The 17,220-nt window shown below is 40.7% G+C and carries 15 protein-coding genes and 1 tRNA gene; 8 read left to right on the forward strand and 8 right to left on the reverse strand.

What is annotated here, in order from left to right:
* Positions 1-30: 30 nt before the first annotated feature.
* Entirely contained in the window at positions 31-2,760 is a 2,730-nt protein-coding gene (locus tag DX873_RS10055; RefSeq protein ID WP_116184869.1) for a PD-(D/E)XK nuclease family protein, read from the forward strand.
* Here DX873_RS10055 and DX873_RS10060 read toward each other — a convergent pair whose 3' ends face one another.
* From DX873_RS10060 to DX873_RS10085, 6 genes are all read right to left on the reverse strand, one after another.
* Complete coding sequence (locus DX873_RS10060) at positions 2,761-3,471, reverse strand: SDR family oxidoreductase (protein WP_116184313.1); 711 nt, start codon at positions 3,469-3,471, stop codon at positions 2,761-2,763.
* A 132-nt stretch (positions 3,472-3,603) separates the two neighbouring features.
* Positions 3,604-5,310: a serine hydrolase domain-containing protein gene (locus DX873_RS10065; RefSeq protein ID WP_116184314.1), complete on the reverse strand. Its 1,707-nt coding sequence runs from the start codon at positions 5,308-5,310 to the stop codon at positions 3,604-3,606.
* A gap of 15 nt (positions 5,311-5,325) precedes the next feature.
* On the reverse strand, positions 5,326-6,408 hold the full coding sequence (locus DX873_RS10070; RefSeq protein WP_116184315.1) for a serine hydrolase domain-containing protein: 1,083 nt from the start codon (positions 6,406-6,408) through the stop codon (positions 5,326-5,328).
* A gap of 15 nt (positions 6,409-6,423) precedes the next feature.
* The gene (locus DX873_RS10075; protein WP_116184316.1) at positions 6,424-8,004 is read right to left on the reverse strand and encodes an N-acyl-D-amino-acid deacylase family protein; all 1,581 of its coding nucleotides are present in this window, start codon (positions 8,002-8,004) and stop codon (positions 6,424-6,426) included.
* Positions 8,005-8,136: 132 nt separating this feature from the next.
* Complete coding sequence (locus DX873_RS10080; RefSeq protein ID WP_116184317.1) at positions 8,137-8,979, reverse strand: aminotransferase class IV; 843 nt, start codon at positions 8,977-8,979, stop codon at positions 8,137-8,139.
* A gap of 8 nt (positions 8,980-8,987) precedes the next feature.
* Entirely contained in the window at positions 8,988-9,983 is a 996-nt protein-coding gene (locus tag DX873_RS10085) for an NAD(P)H-dependent amine dehydrogenase family protein (protein ID WP_116184318.1), read from the reverse strand.
* A gap of 137 nt (positions 9,984-10,120) precedes the next feature.
* Here DX873_RS10085 and pdxR point away from each other — a divergent pair, with 137 nt between their 5' ends.
* Complete coding sequence (gene pdxR / locus DX873_RS10090) at positions 10,121-11,611, forward strand: MocR-like pyridoxine biosynthesis transcription factor PdxR (RefSeq protein ID WP_116184319.1); 1,491 nt, start codon at positions 10,121-10,123, stop codon at positions 11,609-11,611.
* A gap of 65 nt (positions 11,612-11,676) precedes the next feature.
* On the opposite strand, the gene DX873_RS10095 is transcribed toward pdxR, so the two are convergent.
* Both DX873_RS10095 and DX873_RS10100 read right to left on the reverse strand, forming a co-directional pair.
* Positions 11,677-11,750, reverse strand: a tRNA-Ala gene (locus DX873_RS10095).
* Positions 11,751-11,804: 54 nt separating this feature from the next.
* Positions 11,805-12,602, reverse strand: a complete 798-nt coding sequence (locus DX873_RS10100; protein ID WP_116184320.1) for a universal stress protein — start codon at positions 12,600-12,602, stop codon at positions 11,805-11,807.
* A gap of 53 nt (positions 12,603-12,655) precedes the next feature.
* On the opposite strand from DX873_RS10100, the gene DX873_RS10105 reads away from it, so the two are divergent.
* The 6 genes from DX873_RS10105 to DX873_RS10130 all read left to right on the forward strand — a co-directional run bounded on the left by DX873_RS10105 (position 12,656) and on the right by DX873_RS10130 (position 17,217).
* Complete coding sequence (locus DX873_RS10105) at positions 12,656-13,156, forward strand: GNAT family N-acetyltransferase (RefSeq protein ID WP_116184321.1); 501 nt, start codon at positions 12,656-12,658, stop codon at positions 13,154-13,156.
* Positions 13,157-13,168: 12 nt separating this feature from the next.
* Positions 13,169-14,503 carry an MATE family efflux transporter gene (locus DX873_RS10110; protein WP_116184870.1) on the forward strand — a complete coding sequence of 445 codons (1,335 nt, stop codon included), beginning with the start codon at positions 13,169-13,171 and terminating at the stop codon, positions 14,501-14,503.
* A 42-nt stretch (positions 14,504-14,545) separates the two neighbouring features.
* Positions 14,546-15,316 (forward strand): enoyl-CoA hydratase/isomerase family protein, encoded by a 771-nt coding sequence (locus tag DX873_RS10115; protein ID WP_116184322.1) that lies wholly within the window; start codon positions 14,546-14,548, stop codon positions 15,314-15,316.
* Between the two features lie 122 nt (positions 15,317-15,438).
* Positions 15,439-15,867, forward strand: a complete 429-nt coding sequence (locus tag DX873_RS10120; protein ID WP_116184323.1) for a DUF3592 domain-containing protein — start codon at positions 15,439-15,441, stop codon at positions 15,865-15,867.
* 61 nt (positions 15,868-15,928) lie between these two features.
* Positions 15,929-16,378 carry a 6-pyruvoyl trahydropterin synthase family protein gene (locus DX873_RS10125; protein ID WP_116184324.1) on the forward strand — a complete coding sequence of 150 codons (450 nt, stop codon included), beginning with the start codon at positions 15,929-15,931 and terminating at the stop codon, positions 16,376-16,378.
* A 44-nt stretch (positions 16,379-16,422) separates the two neighbouring features.
* Positions 16,423-17,217 (forward strand): UDP-2,3-diacylglucosamine diphosphatase, encoded by a 795-nt coding sequence (locus DX873_RS10130; protein ID WP_116184325.1) that lies wholly within the window; start codon positions 16,423-16,425, stop codon positions 17,215-17,217.
* Positions 17,218-17,220: the final 3 nt, after the last annotated feature.

Consider the following 17,220-nt stretch of genomic DNA (forward strand, 5'->3'; position numbering starts at 1 on the left):
TAAATGCAGGGCCTTTTTTATTTTTATTGCATGCACAAAAGTTTTCTTGAATATGTTCTGGACGATTTGCAAAAACAGGAAACAGATTTTGCCACATGCACCTTTGTATTACCAAGCAAACGATCTGGAACTTTTTTAAAAAAATACCTTTCCAACATACTGGATCAAAATATCTTTGGGCCAGAGGTGTTGTCCATTCAAGATTTTGTCAGTCAAATCTCAGGACTAAGTCCCGCATCCAACATAGACCTCCTATTACTACTCTTCGATGTCTATAAAAAATCCAAGGTCGATTCCCATGATGATTTTGCCTCCTTCCTAAAATGGGGCAATACCCTACTCCAGGATTTTAATGATATAGATGGCTATTTAATCCCCCCAGGGGACATTCTAAACTATCTGTCCGCAATAAAGGAAATAAACCATTGGTCAGCACAAAAGAATCAAACAGACCTCATAAAAAACTATCTTCAGTTGTGGAACCAGCTGGAATCTATATACAATGATTTCAATTCTTGTTTACTAGCTCAGAAAAAGGGCTATCAAGGTCTTATTTCAAAGACTGCGGTTGACAATCTCAATATTTTTGCCAAGTCTCACAAAAACAAGCCCATCATCTTTGTGGGGCTCAATGCACTTACCAATGCAGAGTCGCAAGTGGTTCAATACTTCTTGGAACAAGGTAACAGTAAGGTCTATTGGGACATTGATTCTTATTTCTTTAACGACCCCGTGCACGATGCCGGACTCTTTATTAGAAACTATAAACACACTTGGGGCTACTACAAGGATGCCAACATTGCACCCCAGAACAACTTTCTTTCCCCTAAAAACATCTCCATAACCGGAGTTCCTAAAAGCATTTCGCAAACCAAATATGTGGGGCAGCTATTGCAAAAGCTGAAAGTGGAGGGACTTCTGGATGTGAGCCGTACAGCACTTGTTCTAGCGGATGAAACACTTTTGCCACCCATGACCAAAGCAATCCCCTCTTCTATTACCGGTGTTAACATTACTATGGGACTGCCACTTGAAAAAACAGTACTTTATTCTTTCTTTCTTTCGCTTTTGGAGTTAAACTCAAATCCTAGTGATAGAGGTTGGTTCTATGAGGGAGTATTGAACTTTATGTCAAATCCCTATACACAGTTTCTTTCCACATCTGAGAAGACGGATTTTGCCCGCTCGCTGACTAAAGAAACAAAAGAAAAAAACTGGCTGTACATTACTAAAAAGGAACTTAAGGGCTTTATGGAAACAAGCAATGTGCTTGAGTTTATATTTCCTGAAAAAGAGATTTCTTCCACCCAATGGATCGACAACTGCCTTCAACTCATACAGCGGCTTAAACAACTATTTGAAAAAGAAGAGAACCCACTGGAACTGGAGCAACTATACAGATTCTTTACTCTTTTCAACCAATTAAGGACATTCACTGCAAGTGTAAGCTATGTTAGCGAACTCAAATCCGTGAAAAGTTTGTTCAAGCAACTTGCATCCATGGAAACCCTGGATTATATCGGGGAACCTCTAACAGGCCTTCAAATTATGGGAATGCTGGAGAGCCGAAATCTGGATTTTGAAACGGTCATCATCACTTCTGTCAACGAAGGGATTCTTCCTTCAGGAAAATCAAACAACTCTTTTATTCCTTTTGATGTTAAACGAGATTATGGACTGCCCACCTACAAGGAAAAAGATGCCATTTACACCTATCATTTTTATAGACTGATTCAAAGAGCTAAAAACATTCACATCATTTACAATACAGAACCGGATGTTTTGGAAGGAGGTGAAAAAAGTAGATTAATAAGCCAGTTACTAACCGATGAAAACCTCGCTCCATACATAACCCACACCGTTACTTCACCTGAAGTATCCATTGAGGCCGCTCAACCCATAGAGATTGGTAAAAGTCCACAGCTAATGGAAGATATCAAAGCCTTTGCACACCGTGGATTCTCTCCCACCTCCTTAACCAACTACATTAGAAATCCCATTGAATTCTATACCAGAAATATCCTTAACATAAACGACCTGGAAGAAGTAGAGGAGAATATTGCGGCCAACACCTTCGGAACCATTATTCATGATAGCCTAGAAGAACTTTACACCCCGCTTATAGGGAAAATTCTAAATTCTGAGCATCTCCAGTCGCTTAAAAGAAACATTCAAGATGTGGTACAATATCAATTCAGGAAAAACCTTCCTGGAACAGATATTACTAAAGGAAAGTTCCTTTTGGTCAACAACGTAATCATAAAGTATCTGCAAAACTTTCTTTCGTTGGAAGAAGGACTTGTTCAAAAACATCAAATAAAGATTTTGTCCTTGGAAAAGAAATATGAAACCCTTCTCTCCATCCCAGAATTAGGATTCCCTGTAAAGCTCAAGGGTACCCTGGACCGTGTGGACGAAATTGACGGAGTTCCAAGGATAGTGGACTACAAAACAGGGCGGGTGGAACCAAGGCACGTAAAAATTTCAGACTGGGATGATCTAATTGCTAATTACGACAAAAGCAAGGCTTTTCAACTGCTGTGCTATAGCTTTTTATATGCCAAAGAGTATCAAACCGACAGCGTTGTGGCCGGAATATATTCCTTCAAGAATCTTAAACAAGGTTTTTTAGCTTTCAACAGTTCCAATTCTTCCTTTGTTGAAAGTGAAACCCTTACCTTATTCGAGACCTATCTGAAGCGACTCGTTTTGGAAATCTGTGACGTCAATATTCCATTCGTGGAAAAAACCGATAGCTAGCTACTTCAAATCAGGGCGAGATGGACGCACCTCAATCTTACTGGGCAACGTTCTAGGGTGCATCAGCAATAGGTCCACTACCAATTTTCCAATATCCTCAGGCTGTATCTTCCATGTATCTTTATCGGAAGGTTCATTATTGTTGAAATGGGTCGATACGGAACCGGGCATAATGGTTGTGGCCTTAATGTTGTACTTTCTTAAGTCCAGCATAGCTGCTTGGGTAAATCCTACCACTCCATACTTGGTGGCATTATATCCTGCCCCTTGGGCAAAGAAATTAGTGCCAGCCAAGCTTGCAACGGTCATATAATAGCCTTCGGTTGTTTTCAAAGCTTCAACGGAGGCCTTTAAGGTGTGGAAAACTCCATTTAGATTGGTGTTTATCATTTGGTGCCAAGCCTCTTCTTTCATTTCATCAATTGGGGCAAAATGGCCCACTCCGGCATTGGCAATTACTACATCTAAACGGCTCCAAGTTTTCAATACTTCCTTGATGGCTTCTTCCTCATCTTTCAAAACTGAAACGTTAGAACAAAGTCCAAGAACGTTCTCCTTGTTGTTCAACACCTGAACTGCCTTTTCAACACCCTCTTTGCTTCTTCCGCTTATGGCCACCTTCATTCCTTGCTGAAGCAAACTTTCCGCTATTCCAAAACCTATTCCCTTTGTTCCTCCTGTGATGTACGCAACTTTCCCCGCTAATTCCATAATGTTTTCTCGTTTTAGTGACTATTTGTCGTCAAAATTAATAGTGCCAAACAAAAAACCATCCAAAATTGGATGGTTTTTGCCTTGAAGAATATCAAATTCAAAATATTCGCAATGGGAACTTCTTATTGCTTAATTACGTTTTTCAAACCAAAGGTTTTTTACCCTACCGTTAGATACCAATGCTCCTGTAATAACCCCTTTCTCATTTCTTTGGATTTTCACAATATTAAATGTGCTTTTTCCTCTTAGCACATCCTTCTTGATCATATCCATTTCAAAATCCCCATGACGCAAATGGTTTCCGGTTATCTTGTTGCCCTCTGTTGAAATGTAGTAGCTTGTTCTTATCTCAGGACTGTAATATTCTCCCGCGTAGGAAAGTAAAAGTTCATCAGAATAAACCTCCGGTTCGAAAGCTTCAAAACTAGTGGTCAAATGGGAATCGGTATTCAATACCATAATCTTTCCTCCGTTCTCAGCCTTTTTAAACCTGACCCTACTGGATTCATCGAGTAGAAATTCATCTTTACTTAAAGGAATGAGTACACTTTTGTTGTTTTCACTACGAACATATCGGAGCGTATCCTTCTCTAAATAAATTTTACGGTGGATATTGTTTTTGTCATCCCAATAATCACCTACATAACCATTCAACACTTTGTTTGAAAGTTTCCTGGGCCTCTTCTTTGCGCTTCCAGCTTCAGTTTGATTCCGAGCGGCGCCTTCAAGCAACAGCTTGGCAATTTTGTCTGCTTTTTCGGATGGTGAAGAGGTTGAAAAATTGGTTATGATGGCAATATTCAATTTCTCTGAGGGAAACGCGCATACAAAAGACCGATATCCTCCGATGGAGCCTCCGTGCTTAATACGTTTTATTCCCTTTAGCGAATCAACTTGAACACCAAAAGCGTAGTTGCTATATGACCCATCATTCAGTGGGTCAAGAGTCTGTAGCATTTCAAAGGCCTTTTCCCAGCTTGGTGTCGGACTGGAAAAATTCTCCAACCATTTCAATAAATCTTCGGTTGAAGAATGCACATTACCTGAACCCACATATCCCCAAAACTCTATGGCCCTTTTAAAACCATCCTTTTCCTTATGGTAAGAAGTGGCATTATTGGGAACTACATTATCATAACTTCCTTCCACATAGGTGTTAGTCATCCCTAGCGGTTCAAAAACAGAAGTTTTCATCCATGCTGAAAATTCTTCACCAGTTACTTCTTCAATAATCTTGGCCATATACATATAACTTGTATTGCAATAGAGATATTCGTCTCCTGGTACAAAGTTCAGGTCTCGCTGGTCTTTCATTATCCTATAGAGGTCCTCATTGGTACGGGAATCATCCTGTCTCCATCCTGCCAGTGCAAACAACGCATGAAGGCTTCTCAAGCCACTCGTATGATGCAGCATATGCCTAATTGTTACCTCATCGGCAAATTTGGAAAGTTCAGGCACATATTTTCTAAGGCTGTCATCAATTGAAAGCTTTCCCGAAAGATGAAGCCGAATAATCCCCATGGCGGTCAATTGTTTGGATACCGAAGCTACATTAAACCGCATTTGGGTAGTATTGGGCATCAAATACTCCAGGCTTGCCAACCCGTACGCTTTGGAAAAAACTACCTCACCATCTTTCATGACCCCAATGGCTCCTCCAGGGTGATTTGGGGTATTCCAAGAGACAAAAACACTGTCGATTTTCTGGTATTGAGAAGTTGATAACTGTGCATGCCCAAACTGAAAGCATGCACCCAATAGTAGAATCAATATTTGGCTTCTAAGTCTTAGCGGTGATATTAATCGGAACAACACAAATGCAAGCTTTCCCATATTAAAAAGATTCAATCAATTGCTGGATGATTCCAAGATAAGTTTAACCAATTTGCCAAATTCTCCGTTTTCCACACGATTGTTTTCCTTGTCCGTATTTACCCTATGCACAATAACCATGTCGTATTCGGGAATCACCAGCACATAGTGCCCGCCCGATCCTCGAGCCGAGTATGTTCCCTCTTTTAATTCTACTCCAGGCAAGTGCGGGTATTTGTTATAATCCTTGGCCACCCACCACATATAACCATAACCATCCGATGCGTATAAGGTCGCATCTGAATGGTAAGATGTACTTTCTTCTACCCAATCTTTTGGAATTAATTGTTTCTCTTTCCACTTTCCTTTGTTAAGCATCAACAGGCCAAAACGGGCCAAATCCCGAGCAGTTACCCTAAAAGGGTAAGCGCGGTGAATGGATTCTGCCCCGGAAACATAGTGGCCGTCTTCTGGCGAGTAGTCTTCCATCTGAATAGGGTCGGCAATCTCTGCTTTTATGGATTCAAAAATATCCTTACCCGTAAGCTTTGTGAAAATGGTACCTGAAACATTGAAATCCCAATTGTTATAATACCAATGTATGCCGGCCTTTTCGGTAAATCGTTCGGGTTTAAGGGCTTTCATTCCTGCCGATTCATACAAAGCTGGATGGTATATACCTGATCTGGCTTTCAGGCAATCACGAATAGTTGCTTTTTTTTCTTCTTCCGATAAAGGGGGTTTGTCATCGATGCCCAGCTGTTCCATAGAAAGGTCCAAGTCAATAATGCCCTGTTTTACATAGTTGCCATAAAGTGCACTTAGAAAACTCTTTCTTATGGAGTGTGTATTGTATTTAGTTTCTACACTCCCCCATTCGTATAGTATTTTTCCCTTTACCACAATAATGACCGCTTCGGTATTAATACTTTCTGAATAGGTTTTTGCTTTTTCCAGATCTTTTATTGAATACCCCAAATCCTCTACATTCTCTACGTAATCCCAATGTTCTCCTGGGAAATTGTACGTTCCCTGCTGGGCCGAAGAGGTGTATACCACCCCTAGGACAAAAAGAATACTGCAAAGGGATATAAACGAAATTTTTGATTTTATCATCATGTGGGCTTTTAAGGTTTAATTTTCGTTCTTTCTCAAAACTTTACCTGCTTTTATATTCTGAAAAGTCCCGTTATCAATTGACAATTGGCCATTGATCAATACATAAAATATCCCCTCCGGGTATTGATGCGGTTTTTCAAAGGTTGCCTTATCGATTATGGTTTCAGGATTGAATATTACAATATCGGCCTTCATTTTTTCTTTGATGAGCCCTCTATCACTCAAACCAAGTGTAACAGCCGGAAGCTTCGTCATCTTATATATTGCTTCAGACAAGGCAAGGGTTCCCTTCTCCCTAACATAATGCCCCAAAACCCTTGGAAAAGTTCCGTACCATCTTGGATGAGGGTGACCCATGCCAGGCTGGACAAGTCGTCCATCTGAGGCAATCATTGTTTGGGGGTGTTTCATGATCCTTTCCACATCTCCTTCATCCATGGCATGAAAAACGCAGGATGCCCCTCCATTTACCTGAGCTTCAATTACCAGGTCGGCACCGTTTTCTACTGTAGGTTCCAACCCTTTTTGTTCGCACCAGTACTTTAACGTTTTGCCCTCCAGTTCGGGCATCCATTTTACTTTGGCAAACTGTACCCTGTTTAGGTCACTTCCACCTCGATCATTTAGAATATTAAAGACAATCCCTGACTTTATACTATCCCTAAGTTGTGGGTTCCTAACCCTTTCCTTAAAGGCTTTGTTTCCACCTGCTCTTGCCCAACTGGGAATAAGCACAGAAATACCAGTGTAGCTTGCATTGTAAGGATATTGGTCTATTTTGATGTCAAGTCCCGCTGTCCTGGCAGAATCTACCATGGCCAATGTTCTTGTACTCTTTCCCCACATAGGTTTGCCAATGACTTTATGGTGCGTCAACACTACGGGAATATCTGCTTCTTTGGAGATAACAATGGCCTCCTGGACAGCATCGAACAAGCCAAGACCTTCTTCCCTTAAATGTGATGTATAGATTCCTCCTTCAGCAGATGCTATTTTTGACAGTGCTATCACCTCATCAACTTTTGAAAAAGCACCTGGCAAGTACTTCAAACCGGTAGAGATTCCATAAGCTCCATCTTGCATAGCCTGTTGAATTTGAGCTTCCATCTCAGACAATTCTTCTTCAGTGGGCGCCCGGTTCTCCAGTTTCATCACATTTCTCCTCACGGTATTATGTCCAATAAGATATGCAACGTTCATTCCAACTCCGATTTGATCCAATGTATCCAAATACTTGCCAAAAGGCCAAGGGCTGGTACCATCGGGCCCTCCTAACGAAGTAGTAACCCCTTGTCTGACATGGCTTTCACAATTGGAAAGTTCAAGAATTGGGTCCAAATGAGCATGCACATCAATAAAACCAGGGGTCACTGCTAAGCCACTGGCATCAATGATTTGTGTTGCCTCAGCTTTAGAAAGGTCGCCAATTTTTTCTATGACATCGCCTTTTATGCCGATATCGATTATCATCGGATCACCTCCCGAACCATCATAGACGTTGCCATTTTTAATAATGGTATCATACTGCTCTGGCGAGGCACAGCTCCATGCCAGAAGCACTATCAGAAATGAATAAAACAGATTCTTACAACTCATACTTATGGTATTATTTTGCCAATCCTGCTTCGGCAATTGTTAGTGAAAAAGTAACAATAAAACTGTTTACAAACACGTGTTTTACTTTCATCATTCAGGTTTTTAGGATGTTAATGTAATTCTTTTCTGATTTTACTTCAGCTGGGATAATGCCTCTTGAAGTCTTTTGGTTATTTGGCCAACATCATCATTGGTGTAATACAAATGGTCGTCTATTTGCTTTACTGATGCTATTTGAGTGGTTGTACCGGTCAAAAATGCTTCATCCATGTTTGCTATTTCCTTTTTTGAAATGGCCTCTTCCCTAACCTCTACGCCAATATCTTTACAAAGTTCAATGGCAATTTGGCGTGTAATCCCATCAAGTATATGCTCATTGGCAGGATGTGTATAGACCACATTATTTTTCACAAAAAAGATGTTGCTATGGGATCCTTCTGTAATGGCTCCCTCTCGTGAAAAGATTACCTCATAGTCTCCTTCTTTGGTGATTTCGGTATTTGCCATAACGTTAGCCAACAAAGACACAGATTTTATATCGCATCGGTGCCAACGAAAATCATCCATTATTCTAACACTGGCCTGTTTTTGATTGATATCCGGAATTTCAAACGGCTTTGCATACATCATTAAGGTAGGCATGGCTTTCTCCGGAAAAGCATGTTTTCTCGGAGCAACGCCCCGAGTAATCTGAATATAGACCAAACTATCTTTTTCATGTAAGTCGGAAGCTTTGAGCAAAGTCTCAATTTTATCGGGCAAGGATGCCAAATCAAATTCTAAATGAATTGCAAGAAGGCTTTTTGACAATCGGGCAAGATGCTCATCCCCATAAAAAAAACTGCCATTTATCTGAAGCATAACCTCGTACACCCCATCTCCAAACAAAAATCCCCTATCAAATACAGAGATTTTTGCATCCTCATGATTCAGGATCTCTCCGTTTAGATAGACTTTTTGTGGATAATCGTGCATCCTTTATTTCAATTTAGGTATCCCGGTACTGATACGGTTGACATAGTATGTAATCCTGGAGTGGCTTTTAATATGCTTTTCAGGCTATTAACGGTTATGGCACAAGTTGCAATGTCGCCGTTTATACCTCTATCAATTTCCGAAACAAATGAAGGTACTCCTTTTATGGTAACCCTATCAAAAGATCTTGGTTCTCCAATTGCAGCCTTAAAGTGCATTTTAATTTTACAAGTTCCGTCTACATACCCATGGGATATCTGTTCTACCCCCCGGGCATCACCTTTCTTTATATCCATTGACGAAACACTAATGTCTTCTTCGGCCAGAACGGGATTGAGGTCTTCGGTTACATTGTCTAGTTTCAAACCGATACACTGGGCCAAAAAATAAACAGATTCTTTTAATCCAACATGCCTTAACGTGCCTGTTTGCTCTTTCGCCTTAAAAGCCTCTAAACTTAGTCCGGCACCGATTTTTTTCTGGAAAGGAATCCTTCTTGGTGTAGCATCTTGAAAACGCTCCACAACGACCGAATCAATGTCCTTGCATACAGAACTCAAAACAGATGGAAGATAGTCCATTAAAAACCCCGGATTTACACCTGTTCCAAGACATGCAACATTGTTTTTCTTGCAAATAGCGTCAATCCTATCACTTAACTCTGGATGTTCTGTCCACGGAAAGGATAATTCTTCGCAAGTTGACACAATTGGTATGCCGTGTTTTACTATGTTTTCAATTTGTGATTCTAATTTTTTTACACTGGACACCGTGGTCAATATGGCAACGTCCGGTTTTTTTTGAAGATTCTCCAGAGCATCTTCAATAGAATTTTCAATGAGGACCCCGGATGTTTCTCCAACAGAGAGCTGTCCAAAATCCTGCCCCTTTAAATCTTCGCTAATGTCCACTGCAGCAATTGTCTGGACCTGGTTTTTATCTGCTATATATTTGCCTATTTGCTGACCCAAGGGTCCTAAGCCTATTTGAATAACATTGATCATCTACGATTTCGAATTTAATTTGGTTACTGGTTTTTGTGTTTAATTATAAAGCCAACGTTCTAGCTCAGTACCTTGCAAATTATAATACAGTACCCTAATTTAGGCATACCAATTTTTTCATTTGAGACATAACAATTTTGAAGAATAAACTGAACAGCCTTCTTTTTTCCAATGGTTTTAATTACCAAAAAGACGGGCATAGCATTTACGTTAAGCTATCCAATTCAATTGCAAAGGCAATTATTGAGAAAAAACTTGTGAAGGGATACAAGTTGCCCCCAACTCGAATCCTTGCCAAGGATTTGAATTTATCTCGGAGTACCGTAATCAAAGCGTATGAAATCCTTTGTGATGAAAAATATATAAGTTCCAGACAAGGAGCTGGATATTTCGTGTCCAAAACCAATACTAAGAAGTTCAAATATCGTATTGGGTCAAATACTGAATTAAGTACAAGTACACTCCCCGATATCTCGGAAAGGGCCCACCAGTTCGGAAAATACGTAAATGCTATGAACAGGGGAGGACACAAAGGAATTGCATTTAGGCCAGGATTGCCCCCTCTGGATATCTTTCCCGTAAGACAATGGCAAGGCTTGACCAACAATTATTGGAAAGATGTTACTTTTTCGGACCTGTCTTATAGAGATACTCTTGGGTTGGATAGTTTGCGAAAGAACATTGTTACTTACCTAAAAATCTATAGAAACATTCAATGTGATTATAAACAGGTGGTTATTGTAACCGGGTCACTGCACTCGCTTGCAATCCTTGGGGATTTACTCTTAGATGAAAATGATCAGGTAATCGTAGAGAACCCAACATATGCCAATGCCATAGCGCTCTTTAAAAGCCTAAGGGCCAAAATTGTCCCTGCCGAAATAGATGCCGAAGGGCTATCAGTAAAAAGCATCAAGAGTTCTAAGCTCAAACGGCCCAAATTGATTTACACTACACCCTCTAACCAATACCCGACCGGTGTTCAGATGAGCCTTAACAGACGATTAGAAATCTTGGAATGGGCGCGTGAAAAGAATGCACTGATCATAGAAGATGATTATGACCATGAGTTTAGCAATTGGAACAAACCCATATCTTCCATTTTTGGGTTGGATAAGGGCAACAGTGTAATTTATTTAGGCACTTTTAATAAACTCCTGCACCCATCCATCCGATTGGGCTATTTAATAGTGCCCCACCACTATGTAGATCCTATCAAGGCCATGTACGAACAATCATTACGGTTTGTTTCCCCGGTAATTCAAAAAGTAATGTCCGATTTCATCGAAAAGGACTATTTAAGTCAACATTTAAGAAAGGTGGTCAGGGAGTCAAATGAACGAAGAGCTTTTTTTGTACGCTATTTTAAGGAGCTTTTTGGGGACAAAGTTCAGCTGCACTCATTGCATAGCGGACTTCATTTAATTGCAAAACTTCCAGACCATGTTGATGATGTAGAAGTATCCAATTTCCTAGGGGAAAATGAAATCGTCTCGTTCCCTTATAGCAAGTATTTTATCAAGGGTAAAAAAGGAAATGGACTGGTAATGGGATTTTCCTCCGTAAGTCAGCCGGTAATAAAGCAGAAATTGGAAAAAATGGCCCGCTTGATGTCAACTATTATCTGACCCAAGTACCAATACTTTTGAGCATTAAAAAAGCCTTCACTTAAGTGAAGGCCTATTTTATTGTGTGGAGAATACCGGATTCGAACCGGTGGCCTCTTGCCTGCCAGGCAAGCGCTCTAGCCAACTGAGCTAATCCCCCAGAGAGCGCAAAGGAAATACTTTTTGGTAAAGTTTCAAAATTTGTCGGCTGTCCTTAATCTTTTTTAACGCTCAGCACCAAAACCGGTATGGGCACATAAAACTCAGACTTCGGAATAATGTTTTTCTCCCAGAGTTTTTTGAAGAAGCCCCTTTTCCTTCGGAACACACATAGCAAGTCCGGCTTTTTGTTCTGATAATGTTCCAAGACCCCGTGATAGGTGGTAACATTTTCGGTCATTGTCAATTGGGTGCTAATATCCATAAGTGCGGTGTTCACTTGAAGGTCATCCTCAGCATACCCAGGTCTTTTTACCAGAAGCAAATTGATTTCGGACCGAAACTTATCCTTGATCGCCTCTAACGGATTCAATACCCTGGATCTCTTTAGAATTCCAGACCCAAAAGCGGTCAAGACCTTTTTAATTGGTTTAAATTCGGTTCCTTTTGGAACAATCAATGTGGGAATGTTGGTCCTCTTAACAATTCTTCCCGAGGTATGACCCAAATACAGTTCTTCCTTTATGTCATTGCTTCGGGGAGCAATAATAATCAGGTCTATCCCCAATTCCTTGTTTATGTCCTTAAGCCCATCTATGATGTCACCGTTGTATGTGGCAATCTTTATTTCAACACCCTTGGTCTCAACTTGATCTATAACCCCCTTTAAATGTTCCTTGCTGCTTTCAGCTACTTTCTGCTCAACATTGGCCAAGCTTCCCGCTCCAGAAGAGACGGAGAAAACGTCCATTAAAAAAACCTTTGCTCCAAAATTGGCTGCAAAGTCAATGGCATACTGCAATGTGTCGCATGCATTTGGAGAGGTTCCTATGGGTACAAGTATATTATTCATTCTATGGCGGTTAAGATTATCGCTTAAATTTACAATTTAATTGAAACGAATCCATGATCAGACTTGCAAAGTTATCCGAAATAAAGGATATCCTAACGATTACCCAAGCCTGCGCTTTTAAAATGCAACAGAACGGAATTTATCAATGGAACGAGCATTATCCCACAGAAGAACCATTTATTAAAGATGCAGAGCGAAACGAATTGTATGTAAAAGAGGACAATGGAGAAATCATTGGTGCTATTACGATTTCAACATATATGGATCAGGAATATGTTCCGGTGACTTGGTTGACACCGAATGGAAACAGTACCTATATTCATCGACTTTGTGTTCATCCTGATAATCAAGGAAAAGGAATTGCTCAAGAACTGATGCATTTTGCAGAAAATTATTCCAAAAATCATGGTTTTGTTTCCGTGCGCTTGGACACCTTTTCACAAAACAAACGAAACCAACGGTTCTATGAACAACGCGGCTATCAAAAACTTGGGGATATTTACTTTCCAAAACAAAGTGAGCATCCCTTTCATTGTTACGAATTAGTGCTGTAACTTGCGTTGGTTTTGCGAACCGAAATCAATTTTAAGTCCATAAACCAACTGGCCATTCCTGCCACTATTTCAGGAATTGCGGAGCCCATTCTCTCCATTACAGACACGGCCATTGTTGGAAACATTCCTGTTGATGGTTTGGAGTCTCTTGCCGCTGCAGGAATTGTAGGCTCTTTTCTTTCCATGCTAATTTGGGTATTGGGACAGACCAGAAGCTCCATTTCGGCAATTATCTCGCAGTATTTGGGGGCAGGAAAAATAGAGGAGGTGAAAAACCTTCCGGCCCAGGCCATTTTCTTTAATATCCTACTCAGCATCTTTGTGCTACTATCTACCATTTTTATCATTGATGAGATTTTTAGCCTGTTCGAGGCTTCAGGTAAGATTCTAAAATACTGTATATCCTATTATTCTATTAGGGTTTGGGGCTTTCCATTGACCTTGTTCACCTTTGCGGTCTTTGGTATTTTCCGTGGTCTTCAAAATACATTTTATCCCATGGTCATTGCCTTGATCGGGGCTGTTCTGAACATAATTTTGGACTTTATACTAGTTTATGGCATCGATGGTCTTCTTCCAGCCATGTATTTGGAAGGCGCAGCGTGGGCAAGCTTGATCTCTCAGGCAGTAATGGCCATTTTGGTGTTTTTCCTATTGATTAAAAAAACCGACATAAGTTTAAAATTGGTGTTCCCACTTAACAAAGAGTTGAAGCGATTGGTATTCATGAGCCTAAATCTTTTTGTTCGTGCCCTGGCCCTAAATGCAGCTCTGATATTAGCCGTCCGGGAGGCCACCGCTCTGGGCGATCGCTTTATTGGAGCCCACACCATAGCCATCAACCTCTGGTTGTTTGCTGCCTTTTTCATAGACGGTTATGGCGCAGCAGGAAACAGTATGGGGGGCAAGCTATTGGGTGCCCATGATTATAAAGGGTTGTGGAAGCTCGCCAAGAAAATCATATCCTACGGGTTGATAGTTAGCTTAATACTCATGATTGTAGGCTTTGTCTTTTACAGACCAATTGGCCGTCTTTTTTCAAATGAAACCATTGTTCTAGAAACATTTTACAGCATCTTCTATATTGCTATTTTAGGTTTGCCCATGAATACTTTAGCTTTTGTGTTTGATGGACTTTTTAAAGGACTCGGAGAAATGAAGTATCTAAGAAACGTATTGCTCACAGCAACCTTTTTAGGTTTTATTCCGGCCCTATATCTAGGAAAGTATATGGGATGGGGATTCTACGCCATCTGGATTGCCTTTGTGGTCTGGATGCTGATAAGGGGGTTGGCCCTGGTCTGGAAATTTAGAAGAAAGTTCGGGCCCTTAGCACAAAACGTTTAAATTCGTATGCATTGAAAACCCTTGAATTTATACTTAAGTATTATGGCCACTGATAGAATCAACGGAAGTCTTTATACCAAAATTGAAAATGGAATAGCCTTCGTGGAATTTGGTCATCCCGCAAGTAATTCCTTTGTTTCGGAATTGTTGGAACGCTTGGCCAAAGAGTTTCACACACTATCTGAAAACAAAGAGGTTTCTGTAATCGTGTTGAAATCTGAAGGAGACCGGGCCTTTTGTGCAGGAGCTTCTTTTGATGAGTTGGTGGCCATCCAAGACCTTGAACAGGGTAAAGCTTTCTTCAGTGGATTTGCCAATGTTATAAATGCTATGCGTGTTTGTACCAAACCTATTGTGGGAAGAGTCCAAGGAAAAGCTGTTGGGGGTGGAGTAGGATTGGCAGCATCCTGTGATTATGTCTACGCAACAGAAGCTGCTTCCATTAAACTTTCCGAAATCTCAATAGGAATTGCACCCCTGGTCATTGCCCCTGCGGTAGAACGAAAAATTGGAAAATCCGGTCTTGCAGAGCTCTCCCTTAATCCCACCGAATGGAAAAATGCATACTGGGCCAAAGAAAAAGGATTGTTCTCCAAGGTATTTGACTCTATAGCAGAAATGGACAAGGAATTGGATTTTCATATTCAAAGACTGGCCACATACAACCCAGAAGCATTAGCAGAAATGAAACGCGTCCTTTGGGAAGGCACGGACCATTGGGAGCATTTGTTATTAGAACGCGCGGAGGCCTCTGGAAGATTGGCGCTTTCACCCAATACTAAAAAAGCATTGGAAAAATTCAAAAAAAATTGATCTATGGATATTCTTTCATTCTTGAACAGTGACATTATTCTTCCCATGTTGGCCGTTTTGGTCATTGCGGTATATGTTATTACAAGATATCGTAATAGAAAACGATTTAAAAGATAGCCTCAATGGCCGCTAAAAGATATACTATGTGGTTACTTTTATATGGCGGTTTTTTTGCATTGGGACTGCTCCTGTCCTACTTCGCGGTCCAGCAATATAACAAGACCCAAAATCTACTCATGGACGGGATTCGGACCACAGCGGTAGTTACTGAGCTCCAGACCAACTATGATAGCGACGGAACTACTTATACCCCTATTTTTGAGTTCAAGGACCGTACCAATGCCCTTAGGGAGTATATTAGCCCAATTGCCTCCAGCCCTCCCTCATATCAAGTAGGTGATAAGGTAAAAATAGTCTATGATAGAAAGGATTTTGGTAATGTAAAAATTGTAGCCTTTTGGGGGCTTTACAGAGCTAGTGTAATATTGATGATGATAGCTTCACCTTTGTTGGTCATTGGTGGTTCATATCTGTTATACACGTTAAGATAAACCCCAAACCTTTCTAAATACCTCCTTTAGTTGACTATCTTTGCCCCCTAATAACATTGTTATGGGAAATATTAGGATAACCAAGCAATTTACTTTTGAAACAGGTCACGCACTTTACGGCTACGATGGTAAATGTAGGAATGTCCATGGCCACAGCTATAAACTGTCGGTAACAGTTATTGGCTCCCCCATTACGGATGTAAATCATGTAAAACTGGGTATGGTCATAGACTTTGGTGACCTAAAGAAAATTGTGAAGGAGGAAATAGTGGATAGATTTGATCATGCTACCATTTTCAACAAGAACACCCCCCATGTTGAACTTGCGAACGAACTTGAAGCAAGAGGACACAATGTTATTTTGGCGGATTATCAGCCAACCAGTGAGAATATGGTGATTGACTTTGCCAAAAAAATAAAATCAAGGCTTCCCAAAAACATTCAATTGCACTCCCTTAAATTGCAAGAAACCGAAAGTTCCTATGCAGAGTGGTTTGCGGCCGACAATTAAAGTGTCCAAATCCCAAAGCAGGTTATTCTTATCTTTACAAGTAAATGAAATCCATTACCCTTCCAGCAGGAAAGAAAGTCTACTTTGCAAGTGACAATCATCTCGGAGCACCCACCCGCAAGGACAGTCTGCCGAGAGAAAAAAGATTTGTAGCCTGGCTGGATTCCATCAAACATGACGCCCATGCCATTTTTTTGATGGGGGATCTATTCGATTTTTGGTTTGAATACAAGACCGTAGTGCCCAAGGGGTTCACCAGAACCCTGGGAAAACTGGCCGAACTTTCAGATATGGGGATTCAGATAACCTACTTTGTGGGTAACCATGATCTTTGGATGAATGGTTATTTTGAAGAGGAGCTAGGTATTCCTGTTTATCACAAACCGCAACAATATTTAATCAACGATACTTCATTTTTCATAGGCCATGGAGATGGTCTGGGCCCTGGCGATAAGGGCTTCAAACGAATGAAAAAAGTGTTTACCAATCCCGTCGCCAAGTGGTTTTTTAAGTGGTTACATCCTGATTGGGGCGTTCGTTTGGCTCAACACTTATCGGTCAACAATAAAATTATATCTGGAGAGGCGGATGCCAAATTTTTGGGCGAGGACAAGGAGTGGCTCATCCTTTATGCAAAACGAAAACTGGAAATACAACATTTTGACCATTTTGTGTTCGGGCATCGCCATCTTCCCATGGAAATTGAGCTAGGTGAAAAATCAAGATATACCAATCTTGGGGATTGGATCCAGTATTTTACCTATGCAGTTTTTGATGGAAACGAGCTTTCACTGCTTACCCAAAATAATGTGCCCCAGCCCAATAAGAAAAATCACTGATCG

It is taken from the genome of Flagellimonas nanhaiensis (assembly GCF_003382275.1).
Classification (GTDB): Bacteria; Bacteroidota; Bacteroidia; order Flavobacteriales; family Flavobacteriaceae; genus Flagellimonas; species Flagellimonas nanhaiensis.

Excerpts from the sequence above, each read along its gene's own strand:
- DX873_RS10055 (WP_116184869.1), top strand. The coding sequence starts at position 31 with ATGCACAAAAGTTTTCTTGAATATGTTCTGGACGATTTGCAAAAACAG.
- DX873_RS10060 (WP_116184313.1), bottom strand. The coding sequence starts at position 3,471 with ATGGAATTAGCGGGGAAAGTTGCGTACATCACAGGAGGAACAAAGGGA.
- DX873_RS10065 (WP_116184314.1), bottom strand. The coding sequence starts at position 5,310 with ATGGGAAAGCTTGCATTTGTGTTGTTCCGATTAATATCACCGCTAAGA.
- DX873_RS10070 (WP_116184315.1), bottom strand. The coding sequence starts at position 6,408 with ATGATGATAAAATCAAAAATTTCGTTTATATCCCTTTGCAGTATTCTT.
- DX873_RS10075 (WP_116184316.1), bottom strand. The coding sequence starts at position 8,004 with ATGAGTTGTAAGAATCTGTTTTATTCATTTCTGATAGTGCTTCTGGCA.
- DX873_RS10080 (WP_116184317.1), bottom strand. The coding sequence starts at position 8,979 with ATGCACGATTATCCACAAAAAGTCTATCTAAACGGAGAGATCCTGAAT.
- DX873_RS10085 (WP_116184318.1), bottom strand. The coding sequence starts at position 9,983 with ATGATCAATGTTATTCAAATAGGCTTAGGACCCTTGGGTCAGCAAATA.
- DX873_RS10100 (WP_116184320.1), bottom strand. The coding sequence starts at position 12,602 with ATGAATAATATACTTGTACCCATAGGAACCTCTCCAAATGCATGCGAC.
- DX873_RS10105 (WP_116184321.1), top strand. The coding sequence starts at position 12,656 with ATGATCAGACTTGCAAAGTTATCCGAAATAAAGGATATCCTAACGATT.
- DX873_RS10115 (WP_116184322.1), top strand. The coding sequence starts at position 14,546 with ATGGCCACTGATAGAATCAACGGAAGTCTTTATACCAAAATTGAAAAT.
- DX873_RS10120 (WP_116184323.1), top strand. The coding sequence starts at position 15,439 with ATGGCCGCTAAAAGATATACTATGTGGTTACTTTTATATGGCGGTTTT.
- DX873_RS10125 (WP_116184324.1), top strand. The coding sequence starts at position 15,929 with ATGGGAAATATTAGGATAACCAAGCAATTTACTTTTGAAACAGGTCAC.
- DX873_RS10130 (WP_116184325.1), top strand. The coding sequence starts at position 16,423 with ATGAAATCCATTACCCTTCCAGCAGGAAAGAAAGTCTACTTTGCAAGT.